17 protein-coding genes are annotated in these 16,138 nt (G+C 56.8%); 9 read left to right on the top strand and 8 right to left on the bottom strand.

The genetic code is table 11. The annotated features are described in order from the left end of the window. Positions 1–76 precede the first annotated feature (76 nt). The 5 genes from HWX89_RS23850 to HWX89_RS23870 all read right to left on the bottom strand — a co-directional run bounded on the left by HWX89_RS23850 (position 77) and on the right by HWX89_RS23870 (position 5,776). Positions 77–1,009 carry an ArsR/SmtB family transcription factor gene (locus HWX89_RS23850; RefSeq protein ID WP_138792793.1) on the bottom strand — a complete coding sequence of 311 codons (933 nt, stop codon included), beginning with the start codon at positions 1,007–1,009 and terminating at the stop codon, positions 77–79. A gap of 147 nt (positions 1,010–1,156) precedes the next feature. Next, positions 1,157–2,290 (bottom strand): NAD(P)/FAD-dependent oxidoreductase, encoded by a 1,134-nt coding sequence (locus HWX89_RS23855; RefSeq protein WP_138792794.1) that lies wholly within the window; start codon positions 2,288–2,290, stop codon positions 1,157–1,159. A 44-nt stretch (positions 2,291–2,334) separates the two neighbouring features. Then, the gene (locus HWX89_RS23860) at positions 2,335–3,342 is read right to left on the bottom strand and encodes a Gfo/Idh/MocA family protein (protein WP_138792795.1); all 1,008 of its coding nucleotides are present in this window, start codon (positions 3,340–3,342) and stop codon (positions 2,335–2,337) included. 22 nt (positions 3,343–3,364) lie between these two features. Further along, complete coding sequence (locus tag HWX89_RS26490; protein WP_138792796.1) at positions 3,365–4,873, bottom strand: amino acid ABC transporter permease/ATP-binding protein; 1,509 nt, start codon at positions 4,871–4,873, stop codon at positions 3,365–3,367. Between the two features lie 63 nt (positions 4,874–4,936). Continuing rightward, a complete protein-coding gene (locus HWX89_RS23870; protein ID WP_138792797.1) occupies positions 4,937–5,776 on the bottom strand; it encodes an ABC transporter substrate-binding protein in 840 nt (279 codons plus the stop codon). 228 nt (positions 5,777–6,004) lie between these two features. Between HWX89_RS23870 and HWX89_RS23875 the strand changes: the two genes are divergently transcribed. Then, positions 6,005–7,090 (top strand): LacI family DNA-binding transcriptional regulator, encoded by a 1,086-nt coding sequence (locus HWX89_RS23875; RefSeq protein WP_138792798.1) that lies wholly within the window; start codon positions 6,005–6,007, stop codon positions 7,088–7,090. Between the two features lie 42 nt (positions 7,091–7,132). On the opposite strand, the gene HWX89_RS23880 is transcribed toward HWX89_RS23875, so the two are convergent. Further along, positions 7,133–7,600: a BA14K family protein gene (locus HWX89_RS23880; RefSeq protein ID WP_138792799.1), complete on the bottom strand. Its 468-nt coding sequence runs from the start codon at positions 7,598–7,600 to the stop codon at positions 7,133–7,135. A 342-nt stretch (positions 7,601–7,942) separates the two neighbouring features. On the opposite strand from HWX89_RS23880, the gene HWX89_RS23885 reads away from it, so the two are divergent. Further along, entirely contained in the window at positions 7,943–8,209 is a 267-nt protein-coding gene (locus tag HWX89_RS23885) for an acyl carrier protein (protein WP_138792800.1), read from the top strand. A 22-nt stretch (positions 8,210–8,231) separates the two neighbouring features. Here the strand turns inward: HWX89_RS23885 and HWX89_RS23890 are convergent, their stop codons facing one another. Continuing rightward, positions 8,232–9,137 carry a helix-turn-helix domain-containing protein gene (locus HWX89_RS23890; protein ID WP_138792801.1) on the bottom strand — a complete coding sequence of 302 codons (906 nt, stop codon included), beginning with the start codon at positions 9,135–9,137 and terminating at the stop codon, positions 8,232–8,234. A 116-nt stretch (positions 9,138–9,253) separates the two neighbouring features. Between HWX89_RS23890 and pobA the strand changes: the two genes are divergently transcribed. Then, positions 9,254–10,426 (top strand): 4-hydroxybenzoate 3-monooxygenase, encoded by a 1,173-nt coding sequence (gene pobA, locus HWX89_RS23895; RefSeq protein WP_138792802.1) that lies wholly within the window; start codon positions 9,254–9,256, stop codon positions 10,424–10,426. On the opposite strand, the gene pcaQ is transcribed toward pobA, so the two are convergent. Beyond that, positions 10,405–11,355, bottom strand: a complete 951-nt coding sequence (pcaQ, locus tag HWX89_RS23900) for a pca operon transcription factor PcaQ (protein WP_138792803.1) — start codon at positions 11,353–11,355, stop codon at positions 10,405–10,407. The genes pobA and pcaQ overlap by 22 nt on opposite strands. Before the next feature lie 92 nt (positions 11,356–11,447). Between pcaQ and pcaD the strand changes: the two genes are divergently transcribed. From pcaD to HWX89_RS23930, 6 genes are all read left to right on the top strand, one after another. Then, a complete protein-coding gene (pcaD, locus tag HWX89_RS23905) occupies positions 11,448–12,245 on the top strand; it encodes a 3-oxoadipate enol-lactonase (protein WP_138792804.1) in 798 nt (265 codons plus the stop codon). Positions 12,246–12,248: 3 nt separating this feature from the next. Beyond that, positions 12,249–12,659, top strand: coding sequence for a 4-carboxymuconolactone decarboxylase (gene pcaC / locus HWX89_RS23910; RefSeq protein WP_138792805.1), 411 nt, complete (start codon positions 12,249–12,251; stop codon positions 12,657–12,659). Next, complete coding sequence (gene pcaH / locus HWX89_RS23915) at positions 12,656–13,396, top strand: protocatechuate 3,4-dioxygenase subunit beta (RefSeq protein ID WP_138792806.1); 741 nt, start codon at positions 12,656–12,658, stop codon at positions 13,394–13,396. Before pcaC ends, pcaH begins: the two co-directional genes overlap by 4 nt. A gap of 2 nt (positions 13,397–13,398) precedes the next feature. Then, positions 13,399–14,019 carry a protocatechuate 3,4-dioxygenase subunit alpha gene (gene pcaG, locus HWX89_RS23920; protein WP_138792807.1) on the top strand — a complete coding sequence of 207 codons (621 nt, stop codon included), beginning with the start codon at positions 13,399–13,401 and terminating at the stop codon, positions 14,017–14,019. Positions 14,020–14,040: 21 nt separating this feature from the next. Beyond that, complete coding sequence (locus HWX89_RS23925) at positions 14,041–15,102, top strand: 3-carboxy-cis,cis-muconate cycloisomerase (RefSeq protein ID WP_138792808.1); 1,062 nt, start codon at positions 14,041–14,043, stop codon at positions 15,100–15,102. Between the two features lie 367 nt (positions 15,103–15,469). After that, complete coding sequence (locus tag HWX89_RS23930) at positions 15,470–16,138, top strand: amino acid ABC transporter permease (protein WP_138792809.1); 669 nt, start codon at positions 15,470–15,472, stop codon at positions 16,136–16,138.

The raw sequence follows: 16,138 nt of genomic DNA on the forward strand, positions 1-16,138 counted from the left end.
GACAGAGGCGGACGCGTTGTCAATGGGGATATTGTGCTGCACTGCGAAGCGAGACCTGAAAGAGGTCTCGCTCCCGTTACTCGCTCAGAGTTTTCAGCCGAAGGAGAATGTCCTGATCGTAGTTGCCGAAGCCGCGACCAAAAATGTTGATGCCGCCTGGATGCTTGCTGTCTGCCTTGACTTCCACACGCAACCGCACGGATCTGTGCTCGTTGAGCCCGAGATCGCTTGCCTTGATATCGGAAATCTTGTGCCCATCGACAAAAGTGCCGCCAGGTCCGACGGACCAGGTCTTGAGCATGCCGTATTGGGACCCCTGGAGCTTCCACCATGCCGGGGTGTATGTGCCGCGCCGATCTCCGAAATCGCCCGGAGAGGTCCATACACCGATTTCAACACCGTTGATCGACAAGACGATGTCGGAAGGCCAGTTCGCAAGCGTCCCGGGCACCTCCGAACTGACCTCCATCACGACATCAACGGATTCGATCAACTCCCCGCGAAGCTTGGCATTATTGGGAAACTGGTATTCAACAAATCCGCTCGTGAACCACAACAGGCTGGTTTTCATGCGCTCCGGGTCCATGTAGGTTTCCGGAACGTCGAGGAGGCCGATTATCCCTTCCGTCGAACAAATGCCGCAAGGTGCGGTCACCGCGTTGCTGGTGTAAAGCCCAAGCGGCATTGAAACTTCGATGACATTGTCGCGAATTGCTTCGGGAGCAGGCTGCAGCGTCACGATCAATTCGTCATAGACGGCAAAACAGACCTTCTGATTTCCCTTTTTTGCCCGTCTCGATTCGGTACGAATAAGACCGGCTTCTTCCAGGATCTTGAGGTGGGACGAGACGGATGATTGCGGAAGCTCGGAAACTTCGGCAAGTTCATTGACGTTGATGCCGGGATGATTTGCGATTTCCTGCAAAAGCTGGATGCGAGGAAGAGCAAATATCCCCTTCAAAGCACCCAGGTCCTTGCGAGGATCAATCACCAAGAATTTCGAACTCATCATAGCTCCCAACATCAGAATATGGGATCTATATCAGTTTTTCCGATAAATATGTAGATGTCTTTTGTCGTAGAATTTCGCTGCGGCGGCAGGGAAGACCGGAGAGACGTGCAGGACAGCCTCTCCGGGTAGGAGAACGTCGGGCGTTTAACCGCGCTGCTCGAAACGTTCCGGCCGGAAGGTGGCCAGCATGGGGTGTTCTTTACCGGTGGCGATTTCATAGGCCAGCAATTCACCAATGATCAGGCCAAGCGTCGCACCGCTGTGACTGAAAGCAACATAATAACCAGGGATACGTTTTAGCGCCCCAACGACCGGCTCACCGTCGCCTGGGATAGGTTTGCCACCAACACCGATGGACGCCACCTCGAGCTCCGGATTGCCTTCCAAGACCTTGGACGCTTCCCTGAGCAAGGCCTCGACGACCGAATGGTCGATCTCGTGACTTCCATCTGCCTTGATCTTGACGCCTTCATCGGCAGCCCAATCCGCATCAATCGAAAACGTCCCGCCTGGCGCTGGCCGTACGGCGACACGCGGCGTGTTCAACACCGCCGCAAGGGGGTGGTCGAGCGGCTTTGTCTGTACCAGAAGGGCAATCGGGGTATCGTCACCGATTGTCAAACCTGATTCCGCCGCCATTTTTGGCACGTCAGGCCCCGTCGCCAGAACAACCACATCCGCGCTGAACCGGCTGCCCGACGTTGTCACCACGCCAACGGCACGCCCTTCCTCGACTATGACGCTCGCCTTTCCCTGATCAGTGACGAGCACGCCGCCAAGAGCGGAAAATTCCTCCAGAAGATGACCGATCAGTCGCGGCAGATCGACCCAGCCTTCGCCAGGATTAAAGATCGCCCCCGGCGCCGTCACCGCCCGCGTATCAACACCTGGCGTCGAGTTTGCAATGGCCTGAGAAGACAGGTGCCTGGCGTCATAGCCGATCGAGGTTTCATATGCGAAGGCGCGTTCTATGCCGTTGCCTTCGCCTTCTGCATCCCAGGTGAGACCACCTTCGAAACGCAACCAGTCCGCATCCTGATGACGGGCAGCAAGCGTGCGATAGCGATCGATCCCTGCCATCCGCAAGAGATGATAAGGCTCGGAGCGCATTCTGGCCGAGTTCAACCAGGAGAGTGAACGGCCAGATGCACCGTTTGCCGGTGGCCCATCATTGACGATGGTGACCTTCACGCCGCGACGGGCGAGCTGCAAACCGGTGGAAACGCCAAAGATGCCGGCGCCGATGATGATGGCTGAAGTGATGATGGTGTCGCTCATTATCGTGTCTTTCGATGGTTGTTCGTCAAGATCGGTAAAAATGATCAGGGGCTTTCCCAGCGTCCGCTCGTCGTCGAGCGCATCAGCGCGTCTATCGCCTTCATGTTGGCGACAGCGTCGTCGAGGCCTTCGGAAAGCGGCGTTCCTGTCAAAATGGCAGATGCGAAGGCATCGACCTGTTCGCGATACTGGTCGACGGGATCGATAATGATCTCCTCGCATCCGCCGCCGGAGAGATCACGCCCGTCATCAATCGCGATCACCGTCACCTCATCTGCCGGGGCGTTGAACGGCACCTTTATCTCGATACGACCGCGGGTCCCCAGGATCGTTACTTTCTGGGTCAGCGCCAGTTGCGTCGCGCAGGTGAAAACAAGCTGGCGCGCGCCTGGAAACTCCATCAGCCCGCTCGTCAGCCTATCTGTGCCGAACGCCGGATCACGCTCCATCAAGGCGATGGCGCGCAACGGCTCGGCATCAAACAGAAAACGCGCTGTATTGATGGCGTAACAACCGACGTCGAACAGCCCACCGCCACCAATCGATGCCTGGTTTCGAACATTCGCTGGATCATCGAGATAATAGGAAAAGATCGTCTGGATCGCCCTGAACTCTCCGATGCGCCCCTCCGCAATGAGAGCTTTCGCCCGTTTCCACTGCGGATGGTGACGCACCATAAACGCTTCAGCGACAGGAAGCTGCGCCTTAGCCTGCGCTTTTGCCAACACCGCGGCTTCTTCTGCATTGAGTGCGATCGGCTTTTCGCAAAGCACAGGTTTGCCACGCTCCAGCGCCTTGAGGGTCATGGGCACGTGAAGGTGATTGGGGAGCGGATTATAAATGGCATCCACCTCTGGATCGGCGAGCAACTCCTCGTAGCTGCCATAGGGCTTGGCAATCCCGAAAGATGCCGCGGTTTCCTCGGCCTTGGTCAGGTCACGCGACGCAATCGCTGTGACCCTGCCAAGACGACTGGATTGAATGGCCGGGATAACGGCCTTGACCGCAATCCCTGCACAGCCAAGCACACCCCATCTAATTGTCTTTGTCATTGTCTTCTCCTGCGCGCCGATCTCACAGCACTTCCGCAAGGAAGCGCTGAAGGCGCGGGCTTTGCGGATGATCAAAAATTGCTGCGGGCGTTCCTGCCTCGACAACACGCCCCTCATCCATGAACACAACCTGGTCCGCCACACGCCGGGCAAAGCCCATCTCATGGGTCACGACGATCATCGTCATGCCCTGTTTTCCAAGGTCGGCCATGAGGTTGAGAACACCCTTCACCAGTTCCGGATCGAGAGCACTTGTCACCTCATCGAACAGGATGACTTCCGGCTCCATCGCCAAGGCACGGGCAATTGCCACGCGTTGCTGCTGACCACCAGAAAGACCACCTGGCCGATGGTGCTGACGGCTCGCCAGACCGACATCGGCAAGGCGTGCCTTGGCGATACGCTCGGCCTCTGCCTTGGACATGCCCTTGATCTTCGTGAGCGACAACATGACGTTTTCAAGCGCTGTGTGATCGGGGAAGAGATTGAAATGCTGGAAAACCATACCGACACGACGGCGCAATCGTTCCGGCTTCATCGCAAGAATGCTCTGCCCGTCAACCAGGATGTCGCCGCTTTTCGGCTCGACCAGACGGTTAAGGCAGCGCAGCAGCGTCGACTTTCCAGAACCGGACGGTCCAATAATGCATGTGACACTTCCGGCCTTGACCTGTAGATCGACGCCTTTCAGGACATCGAGGTCACCATAGGCCATATCGAGCTGGCGAACATCCACACTACCGCCCGTGAACGACGATTGGGTGGAGCGAGAGGCGCTGTCGAGTTCACGGACCTCTTCAAGACCGCTGGTGATCGCTGTTGGGCGTTGTTTACCGACCCGAAGACGAAAGTCGATCGCGTTGACGACATGTGTCAGCGGAACAGTAACGACGAGATAAAAGATGCCCGCGAGCAAGAGTGGTGACAGGTTGCCGGTTACGACAGCCTGGTCCTGGCCAACACGGAAGATTTCCCGTTCCGAGGCCAATAGCCCCAGAAAATAGACAAGGCTGGAATCTTTCACATTGCCGATAAACTGGTTGACCAATGCCGGCAGCACTCGGCGCACACCCTGCGGCACCACGATCAGCCGCATCCCCTGCCCGTAGCTCATGCTGAGCGCCCGGCAAGCCTCCATCTGCCCGCGCTCGACGCTCTGGATGCCAGACCGGAAAATCTCGCCAATGTAGGCGCCAGCAATCAGGCTGAGCGCAAGGATGCCAAGCGGGTAAGGCGATGGGCCGAACAATTCGCGCCCGAGGCGGGCAAATCCCTGACCGATCAAAAGAATGGTCACGATGGCTGGAAGTCCGCGAAAGATATCCGTGTAGATACGGGCAGGTATACGCAGCCACGCAGAGCGCGATATGCCCATGATAGCGAGTATCATGCCGATCACGACACCGAGCACCGTCGATGCGGCAGCCAGGATCAGCGTATTCTTCAATCCAACCGTAATCATGGTCGGCAGGACTTCTGCCATAGCATTCCAGTCAAGGAAGCTGCGACGTAAGTTCTCGAGCCAGTTCATCTGATATTCCCCTGCATGAAGAAAAGCCGGTCCGACCCCGGGGAGCCGGACCGGGAGGTGGCATCACTGCTTGGGAAGATAAGCTTCTGGCATCGGCGTACCCGGGAACCACTTCTCGTGCAGCTTCTTCCAGGTGCCGTCCTGCATTGCGGCATGCAGTTCCTTGTTCAGCGCGTCGCGCAACGCATCGTTGCCCTTTCGGATGACGAAGCCGGCAGGCGCATCGAAGCTTGGAACATTGACAGCAATCTTGAGTGCCGGGTAACGGCCGGAGTAATCCTTCGCTGCCTCGTAGTCGAGGAAGTGGGCGTCGATCGTGCCATTGTTGAGGGCCGAGACGGCCGTGTTGTTATCGGGGAATTTTACGAGATCAGCATCTGCGAAGTTCTTCTGGGCATAGATTTCCTGCAGGGTCCCCTGCACGACACCAAGGCGCTTACCCTTGAGACCGGCTGCATCCTTGATGCTTGCCTCCGGTGTCAGCACAGTGAGATAACCGGCGAGGTAACCATCAGAAAAGTCCACAGTCTCCTTGCGCTTGGCGGTCGTTCCGATTGCGGCAGCGGCAACATCAAAGCGGCTGTTTGCGACTGACGGCATGAGAGCGGCAAACTCCTGGCCGGTAAAGATGACCTGATCTTTCTTGAAACCGAGACGCTCGGCGACATTGAGGAAGAGCTCGATATCAAAACCGGTAAAACTGCCGTCTGCGGTGGTGAAGGCGTAAGGCTTGGCGTCGCCCATCGTGCCAACGCTGATTGTACCTGCGTCGATCAGGCCATAGGGATTTTCTGCAGCATGGGCCGGGATGGCACTGACCGAGGCCGAAAGACCAACGGCAAGTCCCAGAATGGCTGCACGAACTCTGGTGAAAGGTGACGTTATTGCTTGTGAAAATGTCATTGGTTCATTCTCCTCTGGTGGTAACGTTTTGCGATTTTTGAAGCCACACGGGTCCCACCCGGACGAAGACATTGCAGCTCGCGTCCGGACCATGTGATCACATGCCGATGAATTAGAAATTTCATTATGAGACCGGTCTCTTTCTCTATTGAGACCGGTCTCTTTGATTTCAGTCAATTGTTATCTTCGCATTTGCTACTCGTCAATATCTCTTGTAAGGCTTGTTTCATGGAACCGAATTCGCCCCAAAACAGCTCCGTGACCGTCGCCGATGTCGCCCGCAAGGCAGGCGTCTCGAAAGCGACGGCGGCGCGCGTCCTGGGCGGATACGGAACCGTCAGCGAACGTGTTCGCGAGATCGTCACGGAAGCTGCCCGTGCGCTGGACTACCGTCCGAACGAACTCGCCCGCAGCATGACGACAGGACGCTCGGGCACGATCGGGGTTGTCGTCGGGGATATCGAGAACCCGTTCTTCAGCCTCGCCATGCGCGGCATCACCGATGTCGCTCGCCAAGCCGGCTTCACGGTTATTCTCATCAATTCAGGCGAGGACGTCAGCGCGGAAAAAGAAGCGATCCGCACACTGCTCGCAAAGCGCGTCGATGGCCTGATTGTTTCACCCGCCAAGGAAAGCGACGTCGAGCACTTGCGGGAGGTTGCCCGTTCAGGACGCCCTCTCGCCTTGCTTGATCGGGCAATAGAGGCCTTCGAGGTCGATACCGTAATCGCCGATGATCGGAATGCTGCAGAAGGCGTCACACGCCAGCTGATCGCCCTTGGACATCGGCGCATCGCCTATCTGACCGCCTGCGACACGCCTGACCATATGTTCCGCTCACCAGGCGACATCAACACCGGATCGGTCCGTCGCCGCGTTGAGGGTTACCTCGACATCTGTCACGACGCAGGCTTCAGCAAAAGCGAAACAACTGTTCAGATGGGCGCATCGACGCCTGAACTTGCCAGTGACATTGCAAGGGCGATGCTTGAAGCGAAGGATCGTCCGACTGCGATCATTGCATCTGATAGTGTTATCGGACTTGAAGTGTTCAAGACGGCAAGAGCAATAGGCCTTTCGATCCCCGACGATCTTTCTCTCATTTCCTTTCATGACGCCGATTGGACAGCGGTCACCTCTCCGCCTGTCACAGTGGTACGCCAACCTGTCTACCGGCTTGGTGAGATGGCGGCAAAGCTGCTTGTCGAACGCCTTAGCGGATTTGATGCCGCAGCCCGACGCGTGGTGCTGGAAACAGAGGTGATCCAGCGTGCCTCGATTGCGAGCCCCTTGGGAACATCCGTTTCTTCGTGAAGCCGCCCCGGCGATCGTGCCGGGGCCTGCTTCTTTGAGCAATCAGTTGAAAGGCGACAGGCATTGTGCGCGCACACCGGCATGCGGCACGTAGGAATTGTCCGCAGCCCGGTAACTCCTGTATCTTTTCGCGCACCATGCATAATGATCCGGGGAAAGCGCCCGCTCGTCTATATGCCTTGCTCCCGGCGGCGGCAGTGGAGGCGGATTTCCATTGTCTGGGGGCGGCGGCATTTCCTGCGCGTTACCGGCGACGGCTCCGCCGACGATCGCGCCGGCCGCAAAGGCAGCCAGAGGATACCACCATCCGTCGGGCCCACGTCTGTAACCGTCACGCCCCTCGCGGAGGCCGTGGTAACCGTTCCACTCGCCGGGCGCGTTTTGCGCGACCAGGATTTCAGTCCCATGCAGCAGATCAAAAGGCGCAGCCATCGCAGGCGGCGTCATCACAAATGTCACGGTGACCATGGCGGCAAACGCGAGGCTGGCTTTCCTGCCAAATTGTTTCATTCCATTCTCCTTTTTTCGGTCGGCTAAGAAGCGGAAGAAAACGAGGGTATTCGTGGCGGGAGAGTGGCGATTTCGGGCGGGAAACAACTTATAAAAAACCGGCAAGTTTCAGATACGGAAACTGCCGCCACGCAATTTTTGATATACAATACATTACCAAATCATCGTTGCCGTACTCGATGTCCGAAGCCTAGTGTGCCGTCTTGATCTGTTAAATCGAGAATGCAATGTCGACCTTTGGTAGCCTTATAATCCTCGTTTTTCTGGCAATTGGTATTTTCGCCTTCTATCGGTGGGCATCATGCGACACCGGGAGGCAAGATTAGAACTGAGGTGACGATAATGAATGTTCCGAACCAAATTGAACCTGCAAACTACGACGTTGCGGCCCGCGTGACGCAGATCATCGTAGAGCAACTCGGGGTGGACGCCGACAAAGTCACCAACGAGGCGAGTTTTTCCGACGATCTGAATGCAGATTCCCTCGAAGTCGTACAGATCGTCATGGAAATCGAAGAGGCGTTCAATCTTGAAATTCCGGATAAGGCGGCAGACAAGATCATCACCGTCGGAGATGCCATCCGTTTCATAGAAACGGCCAAAGGCTGAACGGTAGACTGAAACTCACGATTTACGGCGTCATATTGGTTTCTAAAGCCTTGGCCGAGACCGCCATTTTCTGCTGCTCGGCCAGGCGCCAGGCTTGAGGCGACATACCCGTCTCGCGCCTGAAGAACCGATTGAAGTAGGCCGGATCGGCAAAACCCAGACCCTCGCCAATCATCCTTGCTGTCGAGGCTGTAAAAATCAGTTCCTGCTTGGCGACTTCGAGTTGTCGCCTGGCGACAAGTCGTTGCAGGCTCAAGCCGCAGGCGTTTCTGACAAGCCGGTTGAGATGCGTTTGAGAAAGGCCAAGCCTTTCCGCATAAAAGGCAGCCTGACGAGGTTCGCGTACATGCCGAGCGATCAATGAAAGCAGAAGGTCGAAGCGCTTTTCCGTGACACCGTCTCTCCTCTCCAGGCTGATCGGACGGGCAATCCTGGCAAGCCAGGTCGCAACGACAGCAAGCTGCCCTTCAATCATTGCGTCCCAGCCCGCCTCATGCGCGATGTACTCTCGTGAAATGGTTTGGAAGGCTGACTGAAGCAAATTAAGCTCCGGAATGTCTTTCAAGGCCATGAGCTTGGGGCTTGCGAAATTACGGCGCAGCACGGCTTGCGCAGAGGTTGAAAGCGCTCCCGGTAAAACCGTAACGATCACGCCTTCAATCGTTCGCGAAAATCTGAAACCGTGCTCGAACCCCGGTGGGACGACAATCGCGACCGGCGGATTGATCGGCTCGACCCGCTCCTCGAATACGGCGTCACCTTCACCGCCGGAAATAAAGAGTATCTGCAGAAAACCTGTATGCCGGTGCGAACCGATCTCGAACCGGTGCAGGCTGCTTCTCGAATAAAGCGTTTCGCAATGAAACCGAAACTCGCTGTCTGGTGCCAGCTCCTCCCCGTAAAGTCTATCTCCCATCGCAGCACGCATTCAATTCGGCCTCCCCTCCGATGGTCGGATTGTGCAATCATTGCGTCGAAAAGTCCATTGAGAACCTGCTTTGGCAACGGCAATTTCTTGACCGGAGACAATTTCGGGAGGAAACAATGCGCACGCAGGTCGTCATTATCGGCTCTGGCCCGTCGGGCCTTTTGCTCGGCCAGTTGCTGGCGAAGTCCGGCATCGACAACATTATTCTGGATCGCGTCAGCAAGGACTATATTCTTGGCCGCGTTCGCGCCGGCGTCCTGGAAGAGGGCACAGTCCACCTCCTCGAGAAGGTCGAGGCTGCGAGACGACTGCACCGGGAGGGCTTGCCGCATGACGGATTTTCTCTGGCTTTCGATGGCCGTGACCACCGCATCGATCTCTTCGATCTGACGGGCGGCAAACGCGTCATGGTCTATGGCCAGACAGAGGTTACACATGATCTCATGGATGCGCGCGAGAGCGCCGGCGCGACCACAATCTATGACGCATCAAACGTCATCCCCCACGATTTCGATGGCGAAAGTCCCTATGTTACCTATGAAAAAGATGGCTTAACGCACCGCATTGATTGCGATTTCATCGCGGGATGCGATGGCTTTCACGGTGTCAGCCGCAAGTCGGTCCCGCAAAAGGCCATCCAGGAATTCGAGCGTGTTTACCCGTTTGGCTGGCTCGGCATTCTGGCCGATGTGCCGCCAGTCAGTCATGAACTGATCTATGCCAACCACCCGCGCGGCTTTGCACTCTGTTCCATGCGCTCGGAAACACGCAGCCGATATTACATTCAGTGCTCACTGGACGACAAGGTTGAGGACTGGAGCGATCAACGCTTCTGGGACGAGATACGCACCCGACTTCCCGAGGAACATGCGCAAGCCATGACGACTGGCGCCTCCTTCGAAAAGTCGATCGCTCCTTTGCGTTCCTTCGTTTCGGAGCCGATGCGCTTTGGCCGTCTCTTCCTGGCAGGAGATGCCGCGCACATCGTGCCACCAACCGGGGCCAAGGGTCTGAACCTCGCGGCAAGCGATGTCCACTACCTGAGTGAGGCATTGATCGAATTTTACAATGAACAGTCAGAAGCAGGCATCGACGCCTATTCGCAAAAAGCACTCGCCCGCGTCTGGAAAGCGGTCCGCTTCTCCTGGTGGATGACAACAATGATGCACCGGTTCCCCGAAACCGGAGATTTCGGGCAACGCATTCAGGAAGCCGAACTCGACTATCTGACGCATTCGCGTGCTGCTTCCACGTCGCTCGCGGAGAATTACGTCGGCCTGCCGTTCTGACCGGTGGGTTCGGAAAGTAGGTCATTCGCCGTCTCACGAATGGCCTGCATGAGCAATGCCAGCGGCAATGACGGTTGCGTATCTGCACGCACAGTCAGTCCAACGGGGCCGCTGGTATCGCCGGTATCCACGGGCAGGATCGCCAGAATCCCATCGGCGATATCCGCTGCGACAACGCCTTCGGAAATGATCCAGACGGCATCACTGGTTCTCAGATAGGCGCGTCCAAATGCATCGGAAACCGTTTCGATGCGGATGGGCAAGGCCGAAACGCCATTGGCGATCAGGAATTGCTCGACAACAGGACCAATAACCGATTGCCGCGTCGGCATGAGCACCGGAAACTCGTGCAGGCGCTCGAAAACGGAGACGCCTTCACCAAGAAGCGGATGGTCTGCACGGACGACGAAACGGACCTTTTCGGAGTAAAGGTGTTCGAAGGAAAAACCGGCCATTTTTTCCGGCGCAGCCAGACGACCGACAACGAGATCGAGATCCCCGACCCTTAGCTGTTCCAGAAGGACAGCGTTTTCCCCGGTGACGATCTTGACGGGACTTCCGGTTTTTTCCGCGAGAAAACCGTCCATCGCCTTTGGCATGATCCTGACCGAGACGGTTGGAAGAGCTCCTATCCTGACCGGGGGTCCTGCCCGTCCAGCTTCCTGCGAAACGGAATCGACAGCCTGCCTGAGCGCGGTCATCGTCGCACCTGCATGCCGCAGAAAGATCTCTCCGTAACGGCTTATTCTGATACCGCGCCCTTCGCGATCAAACAGCGATACACCGAGGATTTCTTCCAGTTCACGGATGGTTTTGGTAACTGCCGGCTGGCTCACATGGAGAATTTCCGACGCTCGGATGACGCTTTTCTGGCGCGCAACCTCCACGAAGGTCTGCAAGTGTCGGAACTTTATGCGCTGATCGACCATCAATCCATAATCCAGAGGTTATCATTTTCATCGATAAACTCATTTTACTTAACCGTATGGCACTTGCAATATCGCCGGCAGGAGGAGTCATCATGAATTTTCTGCGTTCTGGCGACAACGCGATCCACTTCCGCGCCACGGGACTTGGCAGCGGAAAGCCAGTCATCGCCTTTATCAATTCGCTTGGAACAGACTTTCGCATCTGGCAGCCCGTCATTGATGCGCTTGGCGAAAACTACGCCTTTGTGCTGCACGACAAGCGCGGACATGGTTTGTCCGATATTGGCGCTACGCCCTACTCGATCGACGATCACGTCGATGACCTGATCGCGTTGCTCGATCATCTCGGCGTCAAGAAGGCGATCATCTGGGGTCTATCGGTTGGTGGCCTGATCGCGCAGGGCCTTTTCGCCCGCCGCCCCGATTTGGCGCAGGCACTCGTGCTCAGCAACACGGCCCACAAGATCGGCACAGCCGACATGTGGAACGGCCGCATCGAAAAGATCTCCGCCGATGGCCTGTCATCTCTGATCGACCCGGTCATGGAGCGCTGGTTCACACCGGCATTCCGCGATCCGTCGAACGTGATTTACGCCGGCGCACGCAACATGTTGGCCCGCCAGCCGGCAGAGGGCTACAGCGGCACCTGTGCAGCAATTCGCGACGCGGACTTTACCGAAGCCACTCGCCGCATCTCGGTCCCGACACTCTGCGTCGCGGGCGATGGCGACGGCTCGACGCCGCCTGAGCTGATAGAGACGCTCGCTAGCCTGATACCGGGTGCACGCTCCATCACCATTGAGCAATGCGGCCACATTCCCTGCCTTGAGCAACCGACGGCCTATGCAAAAGCCGTCAGTGATTTTCTCAATACCTTGCCGGAGGCCTAATCGATGGCTGAAAATAAAGACAGATTTGAACGCGGCATGAAAACGCGTCGCTCGGTTCTGGGCGATGCCCATGTCGATCGCGCTGAAGCTGTGACCACCCCGTTCGACCAACCTTTCCAACAGCTTATTACAGAGTCCGCTTGGGGAACCGTGTGGTCTGGCAACCATTGGACAAAACGTGAGCGTTCGATGGTCACCATCGCTTTGCTTGCAGCGCTTGGACAGGATGAAGAACTTGCAATGCATGTGCGCGCAACCGTCAATACCGGCGCGACAGACGAAGACATTCGCGAGGCGTTGTTGCATGTTGCAATCTATGCCGGGGTTCCTGCCGCAAACCACGCCTTCAAGATCGCCAAGCTTGCGCTGGCAAGCATGCGCGCCGATAGTTCTCGTGAGGAGGAGACGAAATGAGCAACACACCGCCCGAAACTGGGCCGTTCTTCGCACGTGACCGAGACATCCATCCACCAGCTTTTGCACCGGGCTACAAGACCTCGATCCTGCGGTCACCGCAGCGCGCGCTGATTTCGCTGGATGGCACCAAAAGCGAGATCACCGGGCCGGTTTTCGGCCATAACATGCTGAACGAACTGGATAACGACCTCATCCTCAACTATGCGCGGCCCGGCGAAATGCCGATCGGCCCCCGTATTCTTGTTCACGGCCGGGTTATCGATGAACGAGGCCGTGGCGTCGAAGGGGCGCTTGTCGAATTTTGGCAGGCCAACGCAGGTGGACGTTACCGTCACAAGAAGGAATCCTATCTTGCGGCGATCGATCCAAATTTCGGTGGTGTTGGCCGCACGATTACTGACGAGAATGGCTATTACTGGTTCAAGACGATCCAGCCCGGCGCCTATCCCTGGCCAAACGGTGTGAACGACTGGCGTCCGGCCCACATCCATTTCTCGGTCTTCGGCCACGGTTTTTCACAGCGCCTGATCACACAGATGTATTTCGAGGGCGATCCGATGATCTGGAATTGTCCCATCGTCAAAACCATTCCTGACGAAGACGCGATCAGGCGATTGATTGCACCGCTCGACATGAATTCCACTATCCCGATGGATATGCGTGCTTACAAATTCGATATCGTGCTGCGCGGTCGCCGTTCGACAGTATTCGAGAACCGCATGGAGGGTAACTGACCATGGTTCAGCCGCTCAACTACTTCAAAGAAACCTCCTCGCAGACGGCAGGGCCCTACGTTCACATCGGTTGCACACCGAACTTCGTGGGTATTGAAGGCATCTTCGAAAAAGATCTTGGCTCGGGCGCGCTCTATAACGACAATGCCCTCGGCCAACGCATCACCGTGCGCGGCACGGTCTACGATGGCGGCGGCAATGCGCTCAAGGATGCCTTGATCGAAATCTGGCAGGCGGATTCGAACGGGCTCTACAACAGTCCGAGCGAAACGCGTGGTGCCGCCGATCCCAACTTCATTGGCTGGGGGCGCTCGCCGGGCGACATGGACACCGGCGAATTCGTGTTCGAAACCATCAAACCAGGCCCTGTCCCCTTCAAGGGGGGCCGCGTGATGGCACCGCATATCACGTTCTGGATTGTTGCACGCGGCATCAATATCGGACTGCATACCCGCATGTATTTCCCGGAGGAGCAGGAAGCCAATGCCGCCGATCCGGTGCTTGCCCGCGTCGAGCATAAAAGCCGGCTTGCAACACTGATCGCCACCAGGGAAGAAGGGAACACCTATCGTTTCGACATTCGCCTGCAGGGCGAAGGCGAGACCGTGTTCTTCGATATCTGACCAGACATACCGGAACCAGACATGAGCCTTCTGCCTTTCGAACATCCGTTTTTATCCGGCCTTTTCGGAGACAGCGAAATTATCGAGCTGTTTTCTGCGAGAGCCGATATCGACGCGATGTTGCGCTTCGAAGTCGCACTTGCTGAAGCAGAGGCGGAGGCCGGTCTCATTCCAGCAGATGCGGCGGCAACGATCGTCACCGGCCTGTCTGCATTCTCCGCAGACATGACAGCGCTTCGGGACGGCGTTGCAAAAGATGGCGTTGTCCTGCCCGAACTGGTTCGGCAGTTGCGATCGGCAGTCGGTGGTCCCGCGGCAGATCAAGTTCATTATGGTGCGACCAGCCAGGACGCGATCGACACCAGCCTGATGCTTCGGCTGAAAGCGGCGTCGGAAATTATCGTTTCGCGGCTGGGGCGCCTTGCCGATGGCCTGGATGCCCTGTCGTCGCGTGACGGCAAAGAGAGGCTGATGGGATATACGCGGATGCAAGCGGCAATACCCATCACCGTCGCGGACCGCGTGCGGAGCTGGGCTGAACCACTGGAGCGTCATTTTGTCAGGCTGGAGACCTACGCGCAAAATGGTTTTGCGGTTCAGTTCGGTGGTGCTGCCGGCACGCTCGAAAAGCTCGCAGACAAGGCTGAAACCGTGCGCGCCATCCTAGCGACGCGGCTCGGCCTCACCGACAAGCCGCAATGGCATAGCCAGCGTGACGGGATTGCTGAATTCGGTAACCTGCTTGCACTGACAACCGGGAGCCTCGGTAAGATTGGACAGGACATCGCGCTTCTGGCCGAAATGGGTGGGGAAATTCGTCTGTCCGGCGGCGGCGGCTCCTCTGCCATGCCGCATAAACAAAACCCCGTTGCAGCCGAAACGCTTGTGACGCTCGCACGATATAACGCTGTGCAGCTTTCAGCGCTGCATCAGTCGCTCGTTCATGAGCAGGAACGATCCGGCGCGGGCTGGATGCTGGAATGGTTGGTACTGCCGCAAATGGTTACAGCAACCGGAAACGCATTGCTTGTTGCCGAGCGGCTTGTCACGCAGATCGACAAGCTGGGTAGCACTGAAAGCTGACGAAAATGCCCGCAGGCGTTCGACGAAAGACACCTGCTGGCACATTTAAAGCGCATCACGCGACGGTCGCCTCGTGCATCGTGAAACCGTCTGCATTTATCGTCGCTACACATTGAAATAACACATCTTTTACGGATCGCAGCAAAACAGAAAAATCGTGAAAATCAGGGTTTTTCAACAATCGAAATGCTTGACACAAAAATGAACTAACTGGTACAAACAAACTTAACGGAGCCAGAATGCGCGAGAGGAGACTGCGCTTCAGGCGAGACAAAATACCGGATGGAGGAGTTTGGGGCCGAAAGTCTCAAAGCGCAGTGGACAGAGCCCCCAGGCACTGGTCCGCACCGGACGGGTTGGAGGAAGAATGTCATACAGTCTCGATTTTTCGGCGGTTTACGAACGCCTGCCTGAGTTGCTGGTCGCGTGCCTGGCGACGATCGGCCTTGCAATCGCCGGCATGTCCCTTGCCACCGTTATCGGCGTCCTCGGCGTCATCGCGCGCAGGTCTCGTTTCAAGCTTTTGCGTGGCATTGTCATCGGCTTTGTCGAAGCGATCCGCAACACCCCATTTCTCGTGCAGATCTTTTTCATTTTCTTCGCCCTCCCGCAGATTGGCATCAAGCTAAACCCGACTGTCACCGCGATCATCGCGCTCGCCTTGAACGGTGGAGCCTATGCCATCGAAATCATTCGCGGCGGCGTCGATTCCATACCGAAGGGTCAGGTAGAGGCCGGACTGGCACTTGGCCTGCACCGCTCGCAGATCTTCCGGCACATCGTCATCAAGCCGGCTTTGCGCGCCGTATACCCCTCGCTCACTAGCCAGTTCATCATGCTGACTTTGACGACATCGGTCTGTACGTCGATTGCGGCGTACGAATTGACGTCCGTCGCGCAAAAGATAGAGGCTGACACCTTCCGCTCCTTTGAAGTCTATTTCTCGATCACGCTGCTTTATCTGGTGATTTCGTCGCTGATGATGGGTGTCTTCGGCCTCATCTCCCGCATTTCCTTCAGCTATCCGGTCAAGTGA

Source organism: Rhizobium sp. RM, from assembly GCF_013390595.1.
Classification (GTDB): domain Bacteria; phylum Pseudomonadota; class Alphaproteobacteria; order Rhizobiales; family Rhizobiaceae; genus Agrobacterium.

Bases quoted from the DNA above. Each gene is read 5' to 3' on its own strand.
- HWX89_RS23850 (WP_138792793.1), bottom strand. From the start codon at position 1,009: ATGAGTTCGAAATTCTTGGTGATTGATCCTCGCAAGGACCTGGGTGCT.
- HWX89_RS23855 (WP_138792794.1), bottom strand. From the start codon at position 2,290: ATGAGCGACACCATCATCACTTCAGCCATCATCATCGGCGCCGGCATC.
- HWX89_RS23860 (WP_138792795.1), bottom strand. From the start codon at position 3,342: ATGACAAAGACAATTAGATGGGGTGTGCTTGGCTGTGCAGGGATTGCG.
- HWX89_RS26490 (WP_138792796.1), bottom strand. From the start codon at position 4,873: ATGAACTGGCTCGAGAACTTACGTCGCAGCTTCCTTGACTGGAATGCT.
- HWX89_RS23870 (WP_138792797.1), bottom strand. From the start codon at position 5,776: ATGACATTTTCACAAGCAATAACGTCACCTTTCACCAGAGTTCGTGCA.
- HWX89_RS23875 (WP_138792798.1), top strand. From the start codon at position 6,005: ATGGAACCGAATTCGCCCCAAAACAGCTCCGTGACCGTCGCCGATGTC.
- HWX89_RS23880 (WP_138792799.1), bottom strand. From the start codon at position 7,600: ATGAAACAATTTGGCAGGAAAGCCAGCCTCGCGTTTGCCGCCATGGTC.
- HWX89_RS23885 (WP_138792800.1), top strand. From the start codon at position 7,943: ATGAATGTTCCGAACCAAATTGAACCTGCAAACTACGACGTTGCGGCC.
- HWX89_RS23890 (WP_138792801.1), bottom strand. From the start codon at position 9,137: ATGCGTGCTGCGATGGGAGATAGACTTTACGGGGAGGAGCTGGCACCA.
- pobA (WP_138792802.1), top strand. From the start codon at position 9,254: ATGCGCACGCAGGTCGTCATTATCGGCTCTGGCCCGTCGGGCCTTTTG.
- pcaQ (WP_138792803.1), bottom strand. From the start codon at position 11,355: ATGGTCGATCAGCGCATAAAGTTCCGACACTTGCAGACCTTCGTGGAG.
- pcaD (WP_138792804.1), top strand. From the start codon at position 11,448: ATGAATTTTCTGCGTTCTGGCGACAACGCGATCCACTTCCGCGCCACG.
- pcaC (WP_138792805.1), top strand. From the start codon at position 12,249: ATGGCTGAAAATAAAGACAGATTTGAACGCGGCATGAAAACGCGTCGC.
- pcaH (WP_138792806.1), top strand. From the start codon at position 12,656: ATGAGCAACACACCGCCCGAAACTGGGCCGTTCTTCGCACGTGACCGA.
- pcaG (WP_138792807.1), top strand. From the start codon at position 13,399: ATGGTTCAGCCGCTCAACTACTTCAAAGAAACCTCCTCGCAGACGGCA.
- HWX89_RS23925 (WP_138792808.1), top strand. From the start codon at position 14,041: ATGAGCCTTCTGCCTTTCGAACATCCGTTTTTATCCGGCCTTTTCGGA.
- HWX89_RS23930 (WP_138792809.1), top strand. From the start codon at position 15,470: ATGTCATACAGTCTCGATTTTTCGGCGGTTTACGAACGCCTGCCTGAG.